This window comes from Thermocatellispora tengchongensis, from assembly GCF_014202315.1.
Classification (GTDB): domain Bacteria; phylum Actinomycetota; class Actinomycetes; order Streptosporangiales; family Streptosporangiaceae; genus Thermocatellispora; species Thermocatellispora tengchongensis.
On record NZ_JACHGN010000039.1, the window covers coordinates 14,247 to 37,253 of the forward strand.

Consider the following 23,007-nt stretch of genomic DNA (forward strand, 5'->3'; position numbering starts at 1 on the left):
ACGGCGACGTTCCCGAGCCGGTCGCCGCCCAGGGCGGCGATCCGGGCCCGGCCGTGTCCGACGCCGCCGAGGAGAAACCGGCGCCCGCGCCGCGGCGCCGGCTCTCGCGTTTTGGGGGTGGGGCCATGAACCCGGTGCTCGAACCGCTCTTCCGCACGGTGCGCGCGACGCACCCCAAGGCCGACCTGCGCCTGATCGAGCGGGCGTACGAGGTGGCGGCCTACCACCACCGCGACCAGAAGCGCAAGAGCGGCGACCCGTACATCACCCACCCGCTGGCCGTGGCGACGATCCTGGCCGAGCTGGGCACCGACGACGAGACCCTGTGCGCCGCCCTGCTGCACGACACCGTCGAGGACACCGCCTACAGCCTGGAGGAGCTGCGCGCCGACTTCGGCGACAACGTGGCGCTGCTCGTGGACGGCGTCACCAAGCTGGACAAGGTCAAGTTCGGCGACGCCGCGCAGGCCGAGACCGTACGCAAGATGGTCGTGGCGATGTCCCGCGACATCCGGGTCCTGATCATCAAGCTGGCCGACCGGCTGCACAACATGCGCACCATGCGCTACCTCCCGCCCCACAAGCGCGAGCAGAAGTCGCGCGAGACGCTGGAGATCTTCGCCCCGCTCGCCCACCGCCTGGGCATGAACACCATCAAGTGGGAGCTTGAGGACCTCGCCTTCGCGCTGCTGTACCCCAAGCGCTACGACGAGATCGCGCGCATGGTCTCGGAGCGGGCGCCGCGGCGCGACCTGTTCCTGCAAGAGGTGATCGAGAAGGTCGCGGCCGACCTGCGCGAGGCCAAGATCCGCGCCACCGTGAAGGGCCGGCCCAAGCACTACTACTCGATCTACCAGAAGATGATCGCCAGGGACGTCGCGTTCGACGACATCTACGACCTGGTGGGCATCAGAGTGCTCGTCGACACCGTCCGCGACTGCTATGCGGCCCTGGGAACGATCCACGCGCGATGGAACCCGGTGCCCGGCCGGTTCAAGGACTACATCGCGATGCCCAAGTTCAACATGTACCAGTCGCTGCACACCACGGTCATCGGCCCCGAGGGCAAGCCGGTGGAGCTGCAGATCCGCACCCACGCGATGCACCACCGAGCCGAGTACGGCGTCGCGGCGCACTGGAAGTACAAGGAGGAGGTCAACGCCGCCGGGTCCGCGGGCGGCAAGGTCAAGCCCGCCAGCGACATGGCCTGGCTGCGCCAGCTCCTCGACTGGCAGAAGGAGACCTCCGACCCGGGCGAGTTCCTGGAGTCGCTGCGCTTCGACCTGTCGGTCTCCGAGGTCTACGTGTTCACCCCGCGCGGGCAGGTCATCGCGCTGCCCGAGGGCGCCACCCCCGTCGACTTCGCCTACGCCGTGCACACCGAGGTCGGCCACCGCTGCATCGGCGCCCGGGTGAACGGGCGGCTGGTGCCGCTGGAGTCGCGGCTCGGCAACGGCGACACCGTCGAGATCTTCACCTCCAAGTCGCCCGACGCCGGCCCGTCCCGCGACTGGCTGAAGTTCGTCAAGAGCGGGCGCGCCCGCAACAAGATCCGGCAGTGGTTCTCCAAGGAGCGCCGCGAGACCGCGATCGAGGCGGGCAAGGAGGCCATCGGCCGCGCCATGCGCAAGCAGGGCCTGCCGCTCCAGCGGCTGATGTCCGGCGAGGCGCTGCTGGCGCTCGCCCGTGACATGCGCCACCCCGACGTCTCCTCCCTGTACGCCGCCGTCGGCGAGGGCCACATCGCCGCCCAGACGGTCGTACAACGCCTGGTGCAGTCCATCGGCGGCGTCGAGGGCGCCGAGGAGGACATCGCCGAGACCGCCGTCCCCACCCGGCTGCGCGGCCGCCCCCGCTCGGGCGCCAACGCCGGCGTCATCGTGGCCGGCGACCCCGACGTGTGGGTGCGCCTGTCCCGCTGCTGCACCCCCGTGCCCGGCGACGAGATCGTCGGCTTCGTGACCCGCGGCCACGGCGTGTCGGTCCACCGCACCAACTGCCCCAACGTCGAGCAGCTCAAGGCCGAGCCCGACCGCCTGGTCGAGGTGAGCTGGTCACCCGGCGACGACTCGGTCTTCCTGGTCGCCATCCAGGTCGAAGCCCTGGACCGCCCCCGCCTGCTGTCCGACGTCACCCGCAGCCTGTCCGACCACCACGTCAACATCCTGTCGGCCTCGGTCGCCACCAGCCGCGACCGCGTCGCGGTCAGCAAGTTCACCTTCGAGATGGGCGACCCCAAACACCTGGGCCACGTCCTGAAGGCCGTACGCAACGTCCAGGGCGTCTACGACGTCTACAGAGTGACAAGCTGACGCGAGCGGCACCCCGCCCACACCCCAGGCCCGCCACGGCGCCCGGAACGCCGCCGCCCTGACGGCTGTGCCCCGGGGAGCGCGGACGGGCCACGCCACCGCCGTCCCTTGGAATGGGCGGCGCGGGCCCCGTCGGCACCGGCCGGCAGGCAGGGCGCGGCGTGCGTACAGGGCGCGGCGCGCGCATGGCGTGAAGTGCCCGCGCGGCCTGGGGTGCGTACGGGGCGTGGGGTGCCCGCATGGGGGGGCGAAGGGCACGGGGTGCGTCGATGGCGTGGGGTGCTGGCGCGGCATCGGGTGGGATGCAGGGGGGCGCGGCCCGGGGTGCGGCGGGCGTGCTCCCGTGGGCTGGGGCGCGGGTGTGCCGTGCTGGTTCTCGCGCTACGTGAGGAGCTCGCGGCCTGAGGTGCTCGCGCCGCCTGGAGTGCAGGCGCGGCGTGCGCGCGGTGTGCGGCGCACAGGGCCCGGCCCCCACAGAGGGCGCGGCACGGGCACGGGGCGCGGGCGGGCCATGGGCGCGGCACTCGCGCAGGGCTCGGGCGGGCCATGGGGCGTCTGTGTGCGCAGGGCGTGTGGTGTGCGCATGGCGCGGGGTGCCTGCACGGCGTGGGTCGTTCGGCCAGGCATCGGGTGCGGTGCGGCGGGGGGTTCCGTGGCCCGGGGGCGCCAGTGTGCCGTGCGAATGCTCACGCGGCGGGAGGTGCTCCCACGGCCTGGGGGTGCGGGTGCGGCGCACGGAGGGCCCGGCCCCCACACAGGGCCCGGCCCTCACAAAGGGCCCGGCCCTCACACAGGGCCCGGCCCTCACACAGGGCCCGGCCCTCACAAGGGCCCGAAGCCCCACAAGGGCCCGGCCATCACAGAGGGCGCGCGCACAGGGCGCGGGTGGGCCACTGTTGCTCGGCCCTTCGCCTGCCCTGACCCAAGGTCAAACGCGTCGGCGTATCCGCATGCTCGTGCCTTCAGCACCACCCGCCTGGCACGCACACCTCAACACCACGGGCGCGGACACGGTCCCCAGCACCGCCTGATCGGCGTGCGAGCCGGGCCGGTGGCCGCGCCCAGGGGCCCGCTTCCGGCGCCGGTCTCCTTCCGGCAGTGCCTCACGTGGAAGCGGCCCCGCGACGCCCGGATTCCGGGCATGCGGGGGAGGCGGGATGCGTGGTCGAGCGGTGTGGCACGGAGGGGCGTGCGGGGAGGGGGCCTGCGCGGGCGGAAGTCGTGTGCCGTCGGCGTCGTGCGTCGGGCGCCGGGATGGGATGGAGAGGGCTGGGCCCGGGCCGCTGGAGGGGCGGCCCGGGGGTTAGCTGAACTCGGCCAGGGTGCGTTCGGCCTCTTCGAGCCAGGAGCGGCGGGCGGTCAGGGCCTCCTCGCTCTCCTTGACGTCCTTCTCCCTGCCGGCGGCGCGGGCCTTGGCCAGGCGGGCCTCAAGCTGCTCTATGGAGCGGCGGAGCTGGTTGACGGTGTCCTGGGCGCGGGCTCGGGCCTCGGGGTTGGAGCGCTTCCACTCGGCCTCCTCGGCCTTGCGCACCGCGTCGTCGATGCGGCGCAGGCCGCCCTCCAGGCGGTCGCGCATCTCGCGCGGGACCGGGCCGACGGCCTCCCAGCGCTCCAGGATGTGCCGCAGGGCCGCGCGGGCGGCGCGGGCGTCGGTGACCGGGAGGATCTTCTCCGCGTCGGCCAGGATGAGCTCCTTGGCCTCGGCGTTCTCGCGCAGCGACGCGTCGCGCTCGGCGAAGACGGCCGAGCGGGCCTGGAAGAACTGGTCCTGGGCGGCCTTGAAGCGGGCCCACAGCTCGTCCTCGGCCTCGCGGGAGGCGCGGCCGGCGGCCTTCCACTGCCGCATCAGCTCCCGGTACGCCGACGCCGTGGCGCCCCAGTCGGTGGAGTCGGCCAGCGCCTCGGCCTCGGCGACGATGCGCTCCTTGGCCGCGCGCACCCCCTCGCGCTGCTCGTCCAGCCCCGCGAAGTACGCCTTGCGCCGCTTGGCGAAGGCCGTGCGCGCGGCCGAGAGCCGCTTCCACAGCGCGGCCTCGGTGACCCGGTCGATGCGGTCGGCGGCCTTCCACTCCTCCACGAGCTGGCGCAGCCGTTCGCCGCCGGCCTTCCAGTGGGTGGCGTCCTCGGCGATGCGCTCGGCCTCGGCGACGATGCGCTCCTTGACCGCCCTGGCCTCCGCGCGCGCCGCGTCGCGGGCGGCGCGCACCTCCTCGCGACGCTTGGCCACCAGCTCGGTCAGCGAGCCGAGCCTGGCGAGCAGGGCGTCCAGGTCGCCCACCGCGTGGGCGTCGGTGACCGCCTCGCGCAGCTTGACGATGCTGGCCTCGGCCTGGGCGGGCGGCAGGTCGGTGCCGCGCAGCCGCTGCTCCAGCAGCTCCACCTGGGTCGCCAGCTCGTCGTACTTGCGATGGAAGTAGGCCAGTGCCTCTTCGGGCTCACCGGCCTGCCAGGACCCGACGGCCCGCTCGCCCTCAGCCGTACGCACGTAGACGGTGCCGTCGTCGTCTACCCGGCCCCACGGGTCGGTGCTCACCGTGTCCTCCCGCACTCGATAGTTCTCGTCGCGCTGCTCTATGTGGCTATTACGTCAGCTCTTGCCAGAGATTGTCACGTCTTTGATTTCGACGCCCACCTTAGGTGACTGGTTATCCGCGAGAAAGCCACCCTTGGCCACCTTGTCGAGGACGTCCATTCCCTTGCTGACCGTACCGAACGGCGTGTACTGCGGCGGCAACTGCTTGGTCTCGTCCCCGAAGATGAGGAAGAACTGGCTGCCGTTGGTGTTCGGGCCGCTGTTGGCCATGGCCACGACGCCGCGGCCGTACTGCATGCCGCCCAGGTACTCGTCGTTGAAGCGGTACCCAGGACCGCCCTGACCATCCTTCTCGCCCTTGCCGTCGGCGGTGGCGAGCGGGTCGCCGCACTGCAGGATCGCCAGCCCGCCGGTCTCGGGCGTGACCAGACGGTGACACTTGGTCCCGTCGAAGTAATTCTTCTTGGCCAGGAAAGCGAAGGAGTTGACCGTGCACGGCGCCTTCGTCGGCTCCATGTCGATCACGATCTCGCCCTGGCTGGTCTTGAGCGTCATCCGCTCGGCCTTCAGGTCGGGCTTGGCCGGGGGAGTGCCGACGTCCTTGACCGCGCCCTTGTCCTCCTTGGGGTACTCGCACGTCACCTTGGTGGCGTCGATGGGGGTGGGCGTGACCGGGGGCGGCGCCGACTCGGTGGGCGCCGCCGAGGGCGAGGCCGCCGCGTTGCTCTCCGGCTCGCCGCCGCCGATCAGCACGGTCGCGGCCACCACGCCGCCGATCACGACGAGCACGCCCACGGTGGAGCCGACGACGGCCGTGCGCCTGGCCTTGGCCTGGCGTTCCATACGGCGCTTCATCTGACGCTCGTAGTGCTCACGTGCCAGTTGCTTCTGGCGCTCCCTGCCGGTTGCCACTGCCGTCACCCTCCGAGGGTCCCTGTGCGAACTAACTGAGGTGGGCGAATCGTATCGGCCCATGGGTAATGGTTCGCAGCCCGGCGACCCGCACCGGTACCCTTCGGTTACATTCCCATCCGCATTCTTGACGAGATCAACTGAGGCAGATGCTGATCGCCGGCTTTCCCGCAGGGTCCTTCCAGACCAACTGCTACGTCGTCGCCCCCGCGGCCGGGGAGGAGTGCGTGATCGTCGATCCCGGCCAGGACGCCGTGCCCGGTCTGGACGACCTGCTGCGCGAGCACCGGCTCAAGCCCGTCGCCGTCGTGCTCACCCACGGCCACATCGACCACGTCTGGTCGGTGGCCCCGGTCTGCGGCGCGCGCGACGTCCCCGCCTGGATCCACCCCGAGGACCGCGACCTGCTGAGCGACCCGGCCAAGGGCTTCGGCGTCACCTCCGCGCAGCTCTTCGGCGGCATCAAGCTGAGCGAGCCCGACGACGTGCGCGAGCTGTCCGACGGCGCCGTGCTGGACCTCGCGGGCCTGCGGATCAGGGTCGATCACACGCCCGGCCATACCAGGGGGTCGGTGACCTTCGGGCTGACCGAGGAGAAGGTGCTGTTCTCGGGCGACCTGCTGTTCGCCGGCTCCATCGGCCGCACGGATCTGCCGGGCGGCGACTTCCCGACGATCCTGCGCAGCCTCGCCTCCACCGTCGAGCGGCTGCCGGATGAGACGGTAGTGCTGCCGGGCCACGGACCACAGACCACGATCGGCCGCGAGCGCGCCACCAACCCGTATCTCGCGGAGGCGACGCCGCCCGCCGGTCCCGCTAGGGGGATCTAGAACATGAGCAGCTTCCAGGCGCCCAAGGGCACCTTCGACTGGCTGCCGCCGCGCTCCGAGCGCGCGCTCGCCGTACGCGAGGCGCTGTCCGCTCCGGCGCGGCGCGCCGGCTACGGCTACATCGAGACGCCGACGTTCGAGGACACCGCGCTGTTCGCCCGCGGCGTGGGCGAGTCGACCGACATCGTCACCAAGGAGATGTACACCTTCGAGGACAAGGGCGGCCGGTCGATCACGCTGCGTCCCGAGATGACCGCGGGCACGCTGCGCGCGGTGCTGCAGCACGGCCTGCACAACGCCGGGCAGCTTCCGGTGAAGCTGTGGTACTCCGGCAGCAACTTCCGCTACGAGCGGGCCCAGAAGGGCCGCTACCGTCACTTCTCGCAGGTGGGCGTGGAGGCGCTGGGCGCGGAGGACCCGGCGCTCGACGCCGAGGTGATCATGCTGGCCCTCGACGGCTACGCCGCCCTCGGCCTGACCGGCGTCGAGCTGCTGCTGAACACGCTGGGGTGCAAGGAGTGCCGCCCGGCCTACCGGGCCGCGCTGCAGGAGTTCCTGCGCGGCCTGGACCTGGACGAGGCGACCCGGGCCAGGGTGGAGCTCAACCCGCTGCGCGTGCTGGACGACAAGCGCCCCGAGGTGCGCGCCCAGCTGGAGAACGCGCCGCTGGTCACCGACCACCTGTGCGAGGCGTGCAAGGCGTACCACGAGGAGGTGCGCGCGCTGCTGAGCGGCGAGGGCGTCGCCTACACCGACGACCCGCGCCTCGTACGCGGCCTGGACTACTACACGCGCACCACCTTCGAGTTCGTGCACGGCGGCCTCGGCGCGCAGTCGGCCGTGGGCGGCGGGGGCCGCTACGACGGGCTGAGCGAGATGATCGGCGGCCCGCCGCTGCCGGGCGTCGGCTGGGCGATCGGCGTCGATCGCACCGTCCTGGCGATGGAGGCCGAGGGCCTGGCCGAGGACGACGGCGAGCGCGCCGCCGGCCGGGTGAGCGTGTACGGCGTGCCGCTCGGCGAGGACGCCCGGCGCGTGATGTTCGGGCTCGTCACCGGCCTGCGCAGGGCGGGCGTGCCCGCCGACATGGCCTTCGGCGGCCGGGGCGTCAAGGGCGCCATGAAGGGCGCCGACCGATCCGGCGCCCGCTTCGCCGTGATCCTGGGCGAGCGCGACCTCGCCGCGGGCGAAGCGCAGCTCAAGGACCTTGCCAGCGGCGAGCAGACGGCCGTGCCGCTCGCCGGACTCGTCACGACACTGAAGGAGAAGCTGAGCATATGATCCGCACGCACGAAGCGGGATCACTTCGCAGGGAACACGCCGGGCAGCGGGTCACGCTGGCCGGCTGGGTGGCGCGCCGCCGCGACCACGGCGGCGTCGTCTTCATCGACCTGCGTGACGCCTCCGGCTCCTCCCAGGTCGTCTTCCGCGAGGAGGACCACGCCCACGACCTGCGCTCGGAGTACTGCGTGAAGGTCGTCGGCGAGGTCCGCGTACGCCCGGCGGGCAACGAGAACCCCGACCTGCCGACCGGCGAGATCGAGGTCGTGGCGAGCGAGGTCGAGGTGCTCAGCGAGTCGGCCCCGCTGCCGTTCCCGATCGAGGGCGGCTCGGGCGTCTCGGAGGAGGCGCGGCTGAAGTACCGCTACCTCGACATCCGCCGCCAGCAGATCGCCGACGCGATGCGGATCAGGTCCCGGGCCACCTACCTGGCCAACCAGGTGATGAACGAGCACGGGTTCGTCTACGTCGAGACCCCGACGCTGACCCGCTCCACCCCCGAGGGCGCGCGCGACTTCCTGGTGCCGGTCCGCCTCCAGCCCGGCAACTGGTACGCCCTGCCGCAGTCGCCGCAGTTGTTCAAGCAGCTCCTCATGGTCTCCGGCCTGGAGCGCTACTACCAGCTCGCCAAGTGCTACCGCGACGAGGACCTGCGCGCCGACCGGCAGCCGGAGTTCACCCAGATCGACATCGAGATGTCCTTCGTGGACCAGGACGACGTGATCGCCCTGGGCGAGGCGCTGATCGGGCGGCTGTGGAAGGACATCCTGGGCTACGAGCTGCCCACCCCGCTGCCGCGCATCACCTACGCCGAGGCCATGTCCCGGTTCGGCTCCGACAAGCCCGACCTGCGCTTCGGGTGCGAGCTGGTGGACATGACCGAGTACTTCGCCGGGACCTCCTTCCGGGTGTTCCAGGCGCCCTACGTGGGGGCCGTGGTCATGCCGGGCGGCGCCTCCCAGACGCGCAAGGAGCTCGACGGCTGGCAGGAATGGGCGAAGTCGCGCGGGGCGCGCGGGCTGGCGTACGTGCTGGTGCAGCAGGACGGCACCCTCGGCGGGCCGGTCGCCAAGAACCTGTCGGAGGCCGAGCTGTCCGGGCTGGCCGCCAAGACCGGCGCGGCCCCCGGTGACGCGATCTTCTTCGGCGCGGGCCTACTCAACCCCACCCGCGAGCTGCTGGGCGCGGCCCGGCTGGAGATCGGCCGCCGCTGCGGGCTCATCGACGAGTCGGCCTGGTCGTTCCTGTGGGTGGTCGACGCGCCCATGTTCGAGGAGGACGGCGAGGGCGGCTGGACCGCGGTGCACCACCCCTTCACCGGGCCGAAGCCGGAGTGGGCCGACACCTTCCAGGACGCCCCGGCCCACGCGCTGGCGTACGCGTACGACATGGTGTGCAACGGCATGGAGATCGGCGGCGGCTCGATCCGTATCCACCGCGCCGAGATGCAGCAGCGCGTCTTCGACGTGCTCGGCATCTCCAAGGAGGAGGCCGAGAGCAAGTTCGGCTTCCTGCTGGAGGCGTTCAAGTACGGCCCGCCGCCGCACGGCGGCATCGCCTACGGCTGGGACCGCGTGTGCATGCTGCTGGCGGGCGGCGAGTCGATCCGCGACGTGATCGCCTTCCCGAAGACCGCCTCCGGCTTCGACCCGCTGACCGGTGCGCCCACGCCGATCACCTCCGAGCAGCGCAAGGAGGCCGGCGTGGACGCCAAGCCGAAGGCTGCCGAGCCCCAGGGCTGAGCCTGCCGGGCCCTCAGGGCCGAGCCTGCCGGGCCCCCTGGGCTGAAGACGGCTCTGAGACCCGCCCGGAACGGCCTGAGAAGCGCCAGGGAGCCCCGTGCGCCGCACGGGGCTCCCTTTGCGTGTGTGCGCCCCAGAAGCGCTCAGGGGGCCGCAGAAGGCGTCAGAAGCGGACGGGCAGTGCGGCCAGGCCGCGTACCACCGCGCCCGACACGCGCCATTCCAGGGCCTCGGGCGGGCAGTCCAGCGCGAGTCCGGGCAGCCGGTCCAGCAGCGTGGTGAACGCGATCTGGCCCTCCAGCCGGGCCAGCGGCGCGCCCACGCAGAAGTGCGGGCCGTGGCCGAAGGCGACGTGCCGGTTGTCCTCGCGCCGGATCTCCAGCCGGTCGGGGTCGGGGAAGGCCGCGGGGTCGCGGTGCACGGCCGCCAGCGACACGTGCACGAAGCTCTTGGCCGGGATCGGCGTGCCGGCGATCTCCATGTCCTCCAGCGCCACCCGCAGCGTGGACCGCTCGACCGGGCTGTCGTAGCGCAGGAACTCCTCCACCGCCGCGGGCATCAGGTCGGGCCGCTCGCGCAGCAGCGCGAGCTGGTCCGGGTTGCGCAGCAGGGCCAGGGTGCCGTTGGCGATCAGGTTGACCGTGGTCTCGTGGCCGGCGATGAGCAGCAGCCCCAGCGTGGAGATCAGCTCGGCCTCGGTGAGCCGCCCGTCGTCCTCGCCGGCGGCCGAGACCAGCGCGCTGACCAGGTCGTCGCGCGGCTCGGCGCGGCGCTCGGCGACCAGTTCGGCGTAGTACGCCCGGCTCTCCCGGTGGGCGGCGGAGCGCCGCGCGATGGCCTCGGGCGTCATCGCGGGCGTGATGAGGAGCCTGGACCACTCGCGGAACCGCTCGCGGTTCTCCGCGGGCACGCCGAGCAGCTCGCAGATCACGACGATCGGCAGCGGGAAGGCGAAATCCTCGATGAGATCCGCGCTGCCCTTCGCCCGCATCGCGTCGATCAGCTCATCGGTGATCTGCTGGATCCTCGGCCGCAGCGACTCCACCCGGCGCGGCGTGAACGCCCGCGACACCACGCGCCGCAGCCGGGTGTGGTCGGGCGCGTCGGCCATCAGCATGTTGCCGCCGATGGGGATGTCGCCCTGCGCCAGCATCGCCCGGTACCACTCCGGGGCGTTCTCCGGGTCCTTCGACAGCCGGGGGTCGCTCAGCGCGGCGCGGCCGTGCTCGTAGTCCAGGACCAGGAAGGACGTGGTGCCGGGCGGGAAGTCGATCGGGTGCACCGGCCCGCGCTCGCGGAGCTCCGCGTAGGCGGAGTACGGATCGGCCGCGAACGCGGGCGAGAGCAGGAACTCGAACGGCAGCTTCTCCGGCTGCCGCGACGGCGAGGGGTCATCGGACACGGGCCGCTCCTATCGGGCTGGGAAAGATCCCTTCGCCCCAACCCTAGGAGCCCCCGGCCCGCCCCGCACCGCCGTCGCGGGCCGGGCTCACTTCACCGACAGCCGGACGTTCTTGATCACCACCGGGATCTTGGGGGCGGTGGACCCGCCGTCGCCGGTGATGTCCTCCGGGTTGACCAGGAAGCCGCCCGCGGCCACCTTGTCGATGATCTCCATGCCCTTGACCACCGTGCCGAACGGCGTGTACGCGGCCTGCGAGTCGAGCTGGGCCGTGTCGTCGGCGAAGGAGATCGCGAACTGGCTGCCGTTCTGGTTGGAGGCGTCGGGCGCCTGGGCCATGAACACCGTGCCGCGCCCGTAGGACATGCCGCCCAGGTTCTCGTCGTTGAAGACGTAGCCCGAGCTGCCCTGGCCGTCGGTCGGGTTCTTGCCGTCGGCCTTGGCCTGCGGGTCGCCGCACTGCAGGATCGCCAGCCCGGAGTTCTCCGGGGTGGCCAGGCGGTGGCACTTGGTGTTGTCGTAGAAGTTCTTCTTCGCCAGGAACGCCAGCGAGTTCACCGTGCACGGCGCCTGCTGGGTGGCGAGCTCGATGACGATGTCACCCTGGTTGGTGAACAGCGTCATCGTCTTCCACCGCAGGCTCGGCTTCGAGGGCGGCATGCCGACGTTCTTGGCCGGGCTGCCGCTGGTGTCCTTGCGGTACTCGCAGGTGATCGCGCTCGCGTTGGCCGGGGCCGACGGCGTCGCGGACGGCTCGGCCGACTCGCTCGCCGAGGCCGACGGCGTCGCGGACGCCGACGGGGTGGTGGCCGCGCTCACGTCGCCGCTCTCGTCGCTCCCGCCCGTCAGGGTGGTCGCGGCGACCACCCCGCCCACCACGACCACCACTCCGAAGACTGCGGCGAGCATGATGTTCCGCCTGGCCTTGGCCGTCTGGCGTTCCACGGCGGCCCGCTGCGCCTGTCGCTCCCTGTGTTGACGCGCCAGCTCGCTCTGGTCCTCGCCGCTCACCGGTATGTCCTCCAGAATCACCGCTTCTTTGCATTTGACTTGGCGCATCGTACCGGTCCCGCGCGTGTGGAGGACGTAAGTGCGGCTCTCACAAGTCCTTCAGGAAAGAACCCGATGATGTCGGCATCCGTAGTAAAAACCACCCGTCATCACATATCCCGGAGCGACCCACATGTTCGACGAAATCCTCGGCCTTCCTGCGCATCCCTTGATCATTCACGCCGCCGTGGTGCTGACCCCGCTCGCCGTCCTGATGTCCATCGCGTACGCCGTGGTGCCCCGCTGGCGCGACCGCATCGGATGGGCGGTCGTCCTGCTCGCGGTCGCCGCCCCCGTGTCGGTCTTCGCCGCCAAGCAGAGCGGCGAGGCCCTGTACGACCGCATGTTCGGCGGCCAGGAGCCCCCCGCCCAGATGGCCCAGCTCATCGGCGACCACTCCGCCTTCGCCAACCCGCTGCTGTTCAGCACCCTCGGCCTCGGGGCCGCCTCGCTCGTCATGGTCTTCCTCCCGCAGCGCGCCGGCAAGGCGGCCGGATACGCGCTGTCGGCCCTCACGGTCGTCCTCGCCGTCGTCGCCGGCTTCTACGTGGCGCGGGCCGGGCACACCGGCGCCACCGCCGTCTGGTCGAGCTGAGTGCCGCGCACGCGGTAGTGTCGTGATGTGGATAGCCTGTTCGATTCGGCGGCCGAGGAGGCCCACAGGGGCCAGGAGCCGCTGGCCGTCCGCATGCGCCCGCGCTCCCTCGACGAGGTGCTCGGCCAGCGCCACCTGCTCGGGCCGGGCACGCCGCTGCGCAGGCTGGTCGAGAGCGAGGCCCCCATGTCGCTGTTCCTGTGGGGCCCGCCCGGCACCGGCAAGACCACCCTGGCCTACGTCGTGGCCGGCGTCACCAAGCGCCGCTTTGTCGAGGTCTCCGCGGTCTCGGCCGGCGTGAAGGAGGTCCGGGCCGCGATCGACCAGGCCCGCCGCGAGCTCGGCATGACCGGCCGCCAGACCGTCCTGTTCGTGGACGAGGTGCACCGCTTCAACAAGGCGCAGCAGGACGCGCTGCTGCCCGCGGTCGAGAACCGCTGGGTCACCTTCATCGGCGCCACGACCGAGAACCCGTTCTTCTCCGTCATCTCGCCGCTGCTGTCGCGCTCGCTGCTGCTCACCCTGGAGTCGCTGTCCGAAGGCGACATCCGCGCCGTGCTGGAGCGCGCCGTCGCCGACGAGCGCGGGCTGGGCGGCCGGGTCACGCTCCGCCCCGAGGCCCTGGACCACCTCGTACGCCTGGCGGGCGGCGACGCCCGCCGCTCGCTGACCTATCTGGAGGCCGCCGCCCTGCTCGACGACGACATCACCGTCGAGGTCGTCGAGCGCGCCGTGGACAAGGCCGCGGTCCGCTACGACCGGCAGGGCGACCAGCACTACGACGTCATCAGCGCCTTCATCAAGAGCATGCGCGGCTCCGACGCCGACGCGGCGCTGCACTACCTGGCGCGCATGGTCGAGGCCGGCGAGGACCCGCGCTTCATCGCCAGGCGGATCGTCATCTTCGCCAGCGAGGACGTCGGCATGGCCGACCCCACCTGCCTCCAGGTCGCGGTGGCGGCGGCGCAGGCGGTGGAGTTCATCGGGCTGCCCGAGGGCCGCATCAACCTCGCCCACGCCGTGATCCACTGCGCGCTCGCCCCCAAGTCCAACGCCGTGGTCAAGGCGATCGGCGCGGCCTCCGACGACGTACGCCGGGGCCTGATCGGCCAGGTGCCGGGCCACCTGCGCGACGCCCACTACGCCGGGGCCGCCAAGCTCGGCCACGGCGACGGCTACAAGTACCCCCACGACTTCGAGCACGGCCTGGTCCGCCAGGAGTACGCGCCCCGCGAGCTGCGCGAGCGCCGCTACTACGAGCCGACCAGGCACGGCGCCGAGGCCGCCGTCGCCGAACGCTGGGCCAGGATCCGCGACTTCCTCAGAAAGCCGTGACGTCCGCGGGCCGCCGAAGCGCCGCCGTACGCCGCTTCGGCGGCCCGGGGCCCGCGACACGATAGGGTCGTCACCCTGAGCCTTCCGCCCAAGGGGTCCCGCCCGCCGACGAGGCGCGGCGAGACGGGCGGGGGGAGCATCCACTCGCCGCCCGCGCGCCGGGTCACGCAACGAGGGGACGGAAACCGCCATGCTCACCGCGGGAGAGGTCGCGGGCCTGATCGTCGCCGTTTTCTGGGCGATCCTGGTCTGCTTTCTTGCCATGGTCCTGATCAAGGCCGCCCGCCTGCTCACCGAGACCGCCAAGATGGTCTCCGAGCTGGGCGAGCGCGTGGTGCCGCTGATGGAGGAGGTCTCGGCCACCGTCACCGAGACCAACCGGCAGCTCGTCGCCGTCGAGGCCATCGCCACCGACGTCAAGCGGGTCAGCGGCGACATGGCCCGGGTCAGCGGGGTGGCCTCCACGCTCATCGCCGGGCCGCTGATCAAGATCTCCGCGCTCGGCCACGGCGTGCGCGCCGCGGCCGCCGCCAGGAGCGCGAACGGGGCGAACGGCGCGAACGGGGCGACGGCCGTGCGCGGCGGGCGTACCGGGCAGAGAAGGCTGCCGCGATGATCCGGCGGCTGTTCTACCTCGCGGTCGGCGCGGCCCTGGCCGTCTGGGTCATGCGCAAGCTGCAGGCCCTGCACCCCGAGCACGTCGCGCGCCGCGCCGCCGGCCGGGCCGGCGGCCTGCTGGCCGAGGTCCGCGCCTTCGCCGGCGACGCCCTGGAGGCCGCGGCGAAGCGCGAAAGCGAGTTGCGGGCCGAGTACGGTCTTGACACTGTTGAATCCACCGACTAGGCGAGATCACTCCGCCGGGTGAGTACGGTAGGAAGCCTCCACACATTCACTACTGCAAAGGATGGCCGCTGAAATGGAGTCGGCAGAGATCGCGCGCCGCTTCCTGCGCTTCTTCGAGGAGCGTGGGCACACCGTCGTGCCCTCGGCCAGCCTGATCGCCGAGGACCCGACGCTCCTGCTGGTCAACGCGGGCATGGTGCCCTTCAAGCCCTACTTCCTCGGGCAGCGCAAGCCCCCCTACCCGAGGGCGACGAGCGCGCAGAAGGTGATCCGCACCAACGACATCGACGAGGTCGGCAAGACCACCAGGCACGCCAGCTTCTTCCAGATGCTGGGCAACTTCTCCTTCGGCGACTACTTCAAGGACCAGGCGATCCCGTACGCGTGGGAGCTGCTCACCAAGCCCGAGTCCGAGGGCGGCTTCGGCTTCCCCGAGGACCGGCTGTGGGCGACCGTCTACCACGACGACGACGAGGCCGCCGACATCTGGCACAAGAAGGTCGGCGTGCCGCTCGAGCGCATCCAGCGGCGCGGCATGGTGGACAACTTCTGGTCCATGGGCGTGCCCGGCCCGTGCGGGCCCTGCACCGAGATCTACTACGACCGCGGCCCCGAGTACGGCCGCGACGGCGGGCCGGTGGCCGACGAGAACCGCTACCTCGAAGTGTGGAACAACGTGTTCATGCAGTTCGAGCGGGGCGAGGGCCCGGTCAAGGAGGGCTACGAGATCCTCGGCGAGCTGCCCGCCAAGAGCGTCGACACCGGCATGGGCCTGGAGCGCATGGCGGCGATCCTGCAGGGCGTCGACAACATCTACGAGATCGACACCACCTACAAGATCCTCGACCGCGCCGCCGAGCTGACCCGCTCCCGCTACGGCCGCGACCCCCGCGCCGACGTCTCGCTGCGCGTGGTCGCCGACCACATGCGCGCGGGCGTCATGCTCGTGGGCGACGGCGTGCTGCCCTCCAACGAGGGCCGGGGGTACGTCCTGCGCCGCATGCTGCGCCGCGCGATCCGCAACCTGCGCCTGCTCGGCGCGGGCGACGAGCGCTACATGCACGAGCTGACCGCGACCACCATCGAGGTCATGTCGGCGCAGTACTCCGAGCTGAAGGCCGACGCGGCCAACATCCACACCGTGATCGACGCCGAGGAGGCGTCCTTCCTCGGCACCCTGCGCACCGGCACCGCGATCTTCGACGTGGCGGTCGAGGAGGCCAAGCGCAAGGGCCAGGGCGTGCTGCCCGGCGCGCAGGCGTTCCAGCTCCACGACACCTACGGCTTCCCGATCGACCTGACCCTGGAGATGGCGGCCGAGCAGGGCCTCCAGGTGGACGAAGAGGGCTTCCGCCGCCTGATGAAGGAGCAGCGCGACCGGGCGAAGGCCGACGCGGCGGCGAAGAAGACCGGCAACGCCGACATCTCGGTGTTCGGGCAGATCCTGGAGAAGGCCGGCAAGGTCGACTTCCTCGGCTACGACCAGACCGACGCCGAGTCCGAGGTCATCGGCATCCTCGTCGAGGGCGGCTCGGTCCCGGCGGCGGGCGCGGGCACCACGGTCGAGGTCGTGCTCGCCCGCACCCCGTTCTACGCCGAGGGCGGCGGCCAGCTCGCCGACCAGGGCGTCATCCGCACCTCCGGCGCCGAGGTCGAGGTCGTGGACGTCCAGCAGCCGGTCTCGGGCGTGATCGTGCACCGGGGCAAGGTCCGCTCCGGCGAGCTCCGCGTCGGCGACGCGGCGCACGCCGAGATCGACGTCGAGCGGCGGCGCGCGATCTCGCGCAGTCACACCGCGACCCACCTGGTGCACCGCGGCTTCCGCAACGCGCTGGGCGAGTCCGCGGCGCAGGCGGGCTCGGAGAACTCCCCGGGCCGCTTCCGCTTCGACTTCACCGCGGCGGGCGCGGTGCCCCCGACCGTGCTGCGCGACGTCGAGGACGAGGTCAACGCGGTCCTGATCAACGACCTGAGGGTCAACGCGTTCATCACCTCCCAGGCCGAGGCGCGCGCGATGGGCGCGCTGGCGCTGTTCGGCGAGAAGTACGGCGACGAGGTCCGCATCGTCGAGGTCGGCGACTACTCCCGCGAGCTGTGCGGCGGCACCCACGTCGCCAGCTCCGGCCAGCTCGGCCTGATCAAGGTGATGAGCGAGTCCTCCATCGGCGCCGGCGTGCGCCGCGTGGACGCCCTGGTCGGCCTGGACGCCTTCCGCTTCCTGGCCCGCGAGAGCGTACTGGTCTCCCAGCTCAGCGAGCAGCTCAAGGCCCGCCGCGAGGAGCTGCCCGAGCGCATCGAGGGCATCGTCACCCGGCTGCGCTCCGCAGAGAAGGAGCTGGAGCGCCTGCGCTCGGCCCAGGTCCTCGCGGTCGCGGGCGAACTGGCCACCGGCGCCCGCGACGTCCACGGCGTCTCCCTCGTCGTCCACCGCGTCCCCGACGGCACCTCCGCCGACGACCTGCGCAAGCTCGCACTGGACGTACGCGGCAGGTTCCCCGCCGACCGCCCCGCGGTCGTCGTGATCACCGGCGTCCCCGCCGACCGCCCCGTCGTGGTCGCCACGGCCAACGAGCCCGCCCGCGACCGCGGCCTCAAGGCCGGCGCCCTCGTCGGCGTCGCGGCCAAGGCCCTCGGCGGCGGCGGTGGCGGCAAGGACGACATCGCCCAGGGCGGCGGCACCCGCCCCGAGGCCATCCCCGACGCCCTCCGCGCCGTAGAGGAAACCGTCACCCGCCACCTGTCCTGACACCCACCGCCGATGCCCCCGCCCCGGGGGCATCGGCCCCGGGGTCGGCCCCACCCCGCCGTCCCTCCCACCCGACGCGATCCCACGAACCAGCCGGCGCAGCCGGGCACCCCGCACGGGCCCTTATTCAGAGCACGGAACCGGACATGCGGCCTGCCTCCGCTCCTGGTTGCGGCACGGGTGGGGACCGGGGCAGGGATGCCCGGGTGTGTCCCGCGTTGCGGCATGTGACTCGCTCCCGCTGCGAGCTTTCCGGGAGCGAGGGCCGGACGTGGGGAGCGGGGGCTGGGGTGCCTGGGCGTGGCCTGGGTTGCGGCGTGCCCATGTTGCTGGCGCCCGTTCGCGGCGACGTTGGATGGGCGTGGCCGGGGCGATGCCCGCTGGAACCGCACCCGCGTGAGCCGCCCCCAATGGGGTGGTGCCGGAAGGCGCACCTTGCGCATACGCACGTGGTGAGGGCGAACCCGGCGGCGGCTGCGCGCTTCCGGCCCCCCTGGGCCGCTATCCGTCTCGGGCCCGCGTCCGTCTCGCGCCAGCCTCCGTCCTGCGGCGCACCATGTGCGGGGCCGCACCCACAGCGGTCCATGCCGCGCACTGATCTTTGGAAACCGCCGCGAGGTCGGGCCGTGTGCCGGGCCGCAGGGCCGATGGGTGACCTTCGACGGCCGCTCGTGCACGGCAAACTCCGAGGTTCGCGTCGTGCGCACGCGCCAATCAGCCGACGCCCACCACGTTGGTGAGCGGGAGCGAGGCGGGCATTCCCCGGGCGTGGGGCGCTGTGGCGCGCCCCGCTGCGCGCGCGTTCCCATTGCGGGCTTGCGGATGAGTGGGGCCGTGTGCCCTGCGGGCGCCCTGACCGTGGCACCGCGTGCGCGGAGGCCCTCGATGCGGGGACTGCTACCAAGTGGGCACATAGTGGGGCGAAGCGGAGGGCGCCGCCCACGAGGTGGCGTCGCGCCTGCACGTGCTGGTGCCGCCCCCGCCTGAGGGCGGGACCGGATGCCCGCGCGGTTGTCCCATAGCGGAGCCGCCCCCGGATTCACCTCAACACCGTGTGCGAGATGGGGTCCGCTGTGCGGCCCCATGCGCCCGTCGCCACACCCGCCCGCCGCGCCGGAGGTGGGTCGGTCGGTGTGAGGTCGGCCGGGATCGCCGCCTGTCGGGCCGGAGGTGGGTCGGTGTGGGGGATGGCTCGGACTGCCACCTGCCCCGTCGGAGGCAGCTCGGCGTGGTGACGCTGGGACCGCGGACCGCTGGGCGAGAGCCCTCCGGGCGCGTGGAACGCCAGGCACCGCGCACCACCCAGTGGCCTGCCCCTGAGGGCGCGGCGGGTGTCCGCGTGACCGCCGGGGCTTCGGCGTGCCGGATGGGGTGCGGGCCGGGTGATGGCTCTGTCCGGTCGCCTGTGTTCGGGGCGCAGGGAGGTCGTCTTTGCGTGTTCTTGTGCTGAATGGGGCTGAAGCGGGCGTGAACGTGTGCGGGCTTCGGGTCGGGGGCCTTTACTCTTGGGCGGGCGTGTTCGTGCGGGAGGGAGGGTCATGAGGGCCGGGGTGCGGGTCGGGATCGATGTGGGGGCGGTGCGGATCGGGGTGGCGCGTAGCGATCCGGGTGGGGTGCTGGCCACGCCGGTGGAGACCGTGCGCCGGGGGAAGGGCGACTTCGCGCGGATCGCGGAGATCGTGGCCGAGTACGAGGCGGTCGAGGTCGTGGTGGGGCTGCCGACCTCGTTGTCGGGGCGGGAGAGTCACGCCGCGGCGGTGACGCGGCACTTCGCGGGGGAGCTGGCCGTGCGACTCGCGCCCACGCCGGTGCGGCTGGTGGACGAGCGGATGACCACCGTGAGCGCGCAGCAGGGGCTGCGGGCCGGGGGCGTACGCGGGAAGCGGCAGCGGGACGTGGTGGACCAGGCGGCGGCCGTGATCATTCTGCAGTCGGCGCTGGACGGCGAGCGGGCCACCGGGCGGCCGCCGGGGACGGCGGTGGAGGCCGGCGGCGGCGCCGGGGAAGCGTCCGAGTGATCATCGGTCGAAGGCGTCCGGATGGCGGCGTACGCGGAGGTGTTCGGGTTACGGCGTCCGCGGGGTGTTGGGCATCGAACACTTACCTGGACGAGGGACTACGGCGGTGGCGTGGGGGCATACAGCCATCGCGGCAATGTTGGGGCAATGTCGCCCTTCACCCAGACCAGGTGGTCGGTTGTGGCCGCGCCATGACCACGCCTGAGCATAGAATCACGAAATTCACTGACAAAGAAGGCGAGTTCGTGAGATACCGGGAGATGTTGCACGCTTACCTCGGGATACGTTGATGGCCGGTGGGCCGCGCCCGAAACACGTCGGACAGAGGAGACCGACACCCGCCTGCCGCCGCGTACGGGCACGGATTGCTCGGTGCCCCCTCGGTTTGGGCGTTCCGCTTGACGCCAGGCCGTTCGTACCGGGAGATTGGCCAGCGCACCTATGAATGATCTCGATATGGACTTCCTGCTGGGGTCCGAAGACGACGATGGTCGAAGTCGCCGTTCCGCGGCCGGGCGCAACGGCCGGCGCAGGGGAGGGCGGCGGCGCCGTCGTCGCCGCAACCGCGGTGGTTTCCTCGCGCCGATGCTGGCGCTGATCGTGCTGGTGGGCCTCATCGGCGGCGCCGGTTACTACGGCTACACCTGGCTCCGCGACGTGACGGTGCCCGACGACTACACCGGCGAGGGCTCCGGCGAGGTCATCGTGGAGATCCGGCCGGGGGCCAGCGCGGCCGAGGTCGCGCAGATCCTGGAGGAGCAGGGCGTGGTCAAGAGCGCCCGCGCCTTCACCAACGCCATCGACGCCGCGGGCAAGAGCTCCTCGCTGCAGCCGGGCGACTACAAGATGCGCAAGGGCATGTCCGCGGCCAGCGCCGTCACCCTGCTGGACCCCAAGCTCAGGCTCCTCGCCAAGGTGACGATCAAGGAGGGCCTGCGGGCCAGCCAGATCTACGCCGAGCTGGAGAAGTCCACCGGCAAGCCGGTCAAGGAGTTCCAGGAGGCGGCCAAGAACCTGGAACTGCCGGCGGCGGCCAAGGGCAAGGTCGAGGGCTACCTGTTCCCGGCCACGTACGAGATCACCCCCAAGATGACCGCGTCCGACATCCTGCAGACGCTCAAGGACCGCCACGACGAGGCGCTGGAGCAGGCGGGCATCGCCTCGCGGGCCAAGGCGCTGGGCTTCACCCAGCACCAGATCCTGACCATCGCCAGCATCGTGCAGGCCGAGTCCGGCAGTGTGGACGACATGCCCAAGGTCGCCCGCGTGATCTACAACCGCCTGGCCCTGAACCCGCCGATGAAGCTGCAGATGGACAGCACGGTCATGTACGGCCTGAACAAGTACGGCATCGCCGCCACCGACGCCGAGACCAAGAGCGACTCGCCCTACAACACCTACGCCCGCCACGGCCTGCCGCCCGGCCCGATCTCCAATCCGGGCGACCACGCCATCGAGGCGGCGCTGAACCCGGCCAAGGGCAGCTGGCTGTTCTTCGTCACGGTCGATCCCAAGCGCGGCATCACCAAGTTCACCGACTCCGAGGCGGAGTTCTGGAAGCTCCGCGACGAGTTCAACCGCAACTACCAGGGCGGCTGAGCGTGACCGGACCCAGGGCCGCGGTGCTCGGCTCGCCGATCGCCCACTCACTCTCGCCCGTCCTGCACCGGGCCGCGTACGCGGCGCTGAGGCTGGACGGGTGGCGCTACGACGCGATCGAGTGCGACGAGGCCCGGCTGCCCGCCCTGCTCGACGGCCTCGGCCCCGAGTGGGCCGGGCTGTCGCTGACCATGCCGCTCAAGCGGGTGGCGCTGCGGGTCGTGGACACCGTCTCCGACCTCGCCGTCGAGGTCGGCGGCGCCAACACGATCGTGCTGCGCGAGGGCCGCAGGCACGGCGACAACACCGACGTGTACGGCATCGTCCGCGCGCTGGCCGAGGCCGGCGTCGGCGCGCCCGCCTCGGCCACGATCCTGGGCGGGGGCGCGACCGCGGCCTCCGCCCTGGCCGCGCTGCGGGAGCTGGGCCTGGGCCAGGCCACCCTCGTCGTACGCGAGCCGTCCCGCGCGGGCGACACCCTGGAGGCGGCCGAGCGGCTGGGCATGGCGCTGGCCGTGGAGACCTTCGACAAGCTCGACGCGCTGATCCACGTCGATCTGGTGGTCAGCACGCTGCCGTCCGGGGCCGCCGACGCGTTCGCACCCCTCCTGGCCGCCGTGCCCGCGCTGTTCGACGTGGTCTACTCGCCCTGGCCCACGGTCGCGGCCCGCGCCGTACGCGCCGCGGGCGGCACGGTCGTCGGCGGCTTCCCGATGCTGCTCCACCAGGCCGTCCGGCAGGTCGAGCTGATGACGGGCCGCGAGCCCGCGCCGGTCGAGGCGATGCGCGCCGCCGGGCAGGCCGAGCTGGAGCGCCGGGCGTCCTGAGCACCGCCCGCCGGCGGGAAGATTCGGCGGGCGGCGGGCGTTGTGGTAACGTAAGTGCCTGATCGGTCCGGCATGCCTGCTGGACGCGCAAGCGGAGGTTTTCCTCCCACCTGATCGGCCACTGGGCCGACGGGTCAAGGATCACTTCCGGGCGTGACGGCCCGGAGTGGGCCCGCGATGGCGGGCTCGGTGGCCCCGCATGCGCGACGTGCGGGGCATTTCGCATTTCGCGAGCTTGGGGGAGCGCGATCCGCGAGGGTTCCCGGCACGATCAAGCACGTGGCGGCCGTCCGCAGGGCGGCCGAGGTACGTAACGCAGTAACGTAAACCTGGGAGGTCCCATCAGCGCCGAGCCCCGCATCAACGAGCGTATCCGTGTGCCAGAGGTCCGCCTCGTCGGCCCGAACGGCGAGCAGGTCGGCATCGTCTCCATTCACGATGCGCTGAAGCTGGCTCAGGAGGCCGACCTCGACCTCGTGGAGGTCGCGGCGACGGCTCGCCCGCCCGTGTGCAAGCTCATGGACTACGGCAAGTACAAGTACGAGTCCGCGATGAAGGCGCGCGAGGCGCGCCGCAACCAGGCGCACACGATCATCAAGGAGATCAAGCTCCGGCCGAAGATCGACCCGCACGACTACGAGACCAAGAAGGGTCACGTGGTGCGGTTCCTCAAGGCGGGAGACAAGGTCAAGGTCACGATCATGTTCCGGGGCCGGGAGCAGTCCCGTCCCGAGCTGGGGTTCAGGCTCCTGCAGCGGCTGGCCGAGGACGTGACGGAGTTGGGCTTCGTCGAGTCCCAGCCCAAGCAGGATGGCCGTAACATGATCATGGTGATCGGGCCGCACAAGAAGAAGGCCGAGGCCAAGGCCGAGAAGGCCGCGGCGAGATCGCGCCGCGGTGACGCGCCGGCGCGGGAGGCCGGGACCGCCGAGCCCCAGGAGTAGGCGGCAGGCCCACGTCAGCGCCGAGACCGGGTCCGGTC

At 71.9% G+C, this 23,007-nt stretch carries 17 protein-coding genes; 13 read left to right on the forward strand and 4 right to left on the reverse strand.

From position 1 onward, the window contains the following. Positions 1-125 precede the first annotated feature (125 nt). Positions 126-2,312: a RelA/SpoT family protein gene (locus HNP84_RS49090; protein WP_185057076.1), complete on the forward strand. Its 2,187-nt coding sequence runs from the start codon at positions 126-128 to the stop codon at positions 2,310-2,312. Positions 2,313-3,615: 1,303 nt separating this feature from the next. On the opposite strand, the gene HNP84_RS49095 is transcribed toward HNP84_RS49090, so the two are convergent. Both HNP84_RS49095 and HNP84_RS49100 read right to left on the reverse strand, forming a co-directional pair. Beyond that, positions 3,616-4,845 (reverse strand): DUF349 domain-containing protein, encoded by a 1,230-nt coding sequence (locus tag HNP84_RS49095; protein ID WP_185057042.1) that lies wholly within the window; start codon positions 4,843-4,845, stop codon positions 3,616-3,618. Positions 4,846-4,899: 54 nt separating this feature from the next. After that, positions 4,900-5,766, reverse strand: coding sequence for a peptidylprolyl isomerase (locus HNP84_RS49100; protein ID WP_312927391.1), 867 nt, complete (start codon positions 5,764-5,766; stop codon positions 4,900-4,902). Positions 5,767-5,906: 140 nt separating this feature from the next. Between HNP84_RS49100 and HNP84_RS49105 the strand changes: the two genes are divergently transcribed. Genes HNP84_RS49105 through aspS form a run of 3 tightly spaced genes read left to right on the forward strand, consistent with a single transcriptional unit; the run spans position 5,907 to position 9,610 of the window. Then, entirely contained in the window at positions 5,907-6,587 is a 681-nt protein-coding gene (locus tag HNP84_RS49105) for an MBL fold metallo-hydrolase (protein WP_185057044.1), read from the forward strand. A 3-nt stretch (positions 6,588-6,590) separates the two neighbouring features. Then, positions 6,591-7,868: a histidine--tRNA ligase gene (gene hisS / locus HNP84_RS49110; protein WP_185057045.1), complete on the forward strand. Its 1,278-nt coding sequence runs from the start codon at positions 6,591-6,593 to the stop codon at positions 7,866-7,868. Further along, a complete protein-coding gene (gene aspS, locus HNP84_RS49115; protein WP_185057046.1) occupies positions 7,865-9,610 on the forward strand; it encodes an aspartate--tRNA ligase in 1,746 nt (581 codons plus the stop codon). The genes hisS and aspS overlap by 4 nt, the downstream gene beginning before the upstream one ends. A 163-nt stretch (positions 9,611-9,773) precedes the next feature. Here the strand turns inward: aspS and HNP84_RS49120 are convergent, their stop codons facing one another. Both HNP84_RS49120 and HNP84_RS49125 read right to left on the reverse strand, forming a co-directional pair. After that, positions 9,774-11,012, reverse strand: a complete 1,239-nt coding sequence (locus tag HNP84_RS49120) for a cytochrome P450 family protein (RefSeq protein ID WP_185057047.1) — start codon at positions 11,010-11,012, stop codon at positions 9,774-9,776. Between the two features lie 87 nt (positions 11,013-11,099). Beyond that, positions 11,100-12,023: a peptidylprolyl isomerase gene (locus HNP84_RS49125; protein WP_185057048.1), complete on the reverse strand. Its 924-nt coding sequence runs from the start codon at positions 12,021-12,023 to the stop codon at positions 11,100-11,102. A gap of 172 nt (positions 12,024-12,195) precedes the next feature. On the opposite strand from HNP84_RS49125, the gene HNP84_RS49130 reads away from it, so the two are divergent. From HNP84_RS49130 to infC, 9 genes are all read left to right on the forward strand, one after another. After that, positions 12,196-12,657: a DUF2231 domain-containing protein gene (locus HNP84_RS49130; RefSeq protein ID WP_185057049.1), complete on the forward strand. Its 462-nt coding sequence runs from the start codon at positions 12,196-12,198 to the stop codon at positions 12,655-12,657. 27 nt (positions 12,658-12,684) lie between these two features. Next, complete coding sequence (locus tag HNP84_RS49135) at positions 12,685-13,992, forward strand: replication-associated recombination protein A (protein WP_185057050.1); 1,308 nt, start codon at positions 12,685-12,687, stop codon at positions 13,990-13,992. A gap of 190 nt (positions 13,993-14,182) precedes the next feature. Continuing rightward, complete coding sequence (locus tag HNP84_RS49140) at positions 14,183-14,608, forward strand: DUF948 domain-containing protein (RefSeq protein ID WP_185057051.1); 426 nt, start codon at positions 14,183-14,185, stop codon at positions 14,606-14,608. Continuing rightward, positions 14,605-14,835 carry a hypothetical protein gene (locus HNP84_RS49145; RefSeq protein ID WP_185057052.1) on the forward strand — a complete coding sequence of 77 codons (231 nt, stop codon included), beginning with the start codon at positions 14,605-14,607 and terminating at the stop codon, positions 14,833-14,835. Before HNP84_RS49140 ends, HNP84_RS49145 begins: the two co-directional genes overlap by 4 nt. 73 nt (positions 14,836-14,908) lie before the next feature. Then, positions 14,909-17,581 (forward strand): alanine--tRNA ligase, encoded by a 2,673-nt coding sequence (gene alaS / locus HNP84_RS49150; protein ID WP_185057053.1) that lies wholly within the window; start codon positions 14,909-14,911, stop codon positions 17,579-17,581. A gap of 1,538 nt (positions 17,582-19,119) precedes the next feature. Next, positions 19,120-19,599, forward strand: a complete 480-nt coding sequence (ruvX, locus tag HNP84_RS49155) for a Holliday junction resolvase RuvX (RefSeq protein WP_185057054.1) — start codon at positions 19,120-19,122, stop codon at positions 19,597-19,599. 585 nt (positions 19,600-20,184) lie between these two features. Continuing rightward, a complete protein-coding gene (gene mltG / locus HNP84_RS49160; protein WP_246519608.1) occupies positions 20,185-21,198 on the forward strand; it encodes an endolytic transglycosylase MltG in 1,014 nt (337 codons plus the stop codon). A gap of 2 nt (positions 21,199-21,200) precedes the next feature. Further along, a complete protein-coding gene (locus tag HNP84_RS49165; RefSeq protein ID WP_185057056.1) occupies positions 21,201-22,025 on the forward strand; it encodes a shikimate dehydrogenase in 825 nt (274 codons plus the stop codon). A 359-nt stretch (positions 22,026-22,384) separates the two neighbouring features. Next, positions 22,385-22,969 (forward strand): translation initiation factor IF-3, encoded by a 585-nt coding sequence (gene infC / locus HNP84_RS49170; protein ID WP_312927405.1) that lies wholly within the window; start codon positions 22,385-22,387, stop codon positions 22,967-22,969. Positions 22,970-23,007: the final 38 nt, after the last annotated feature.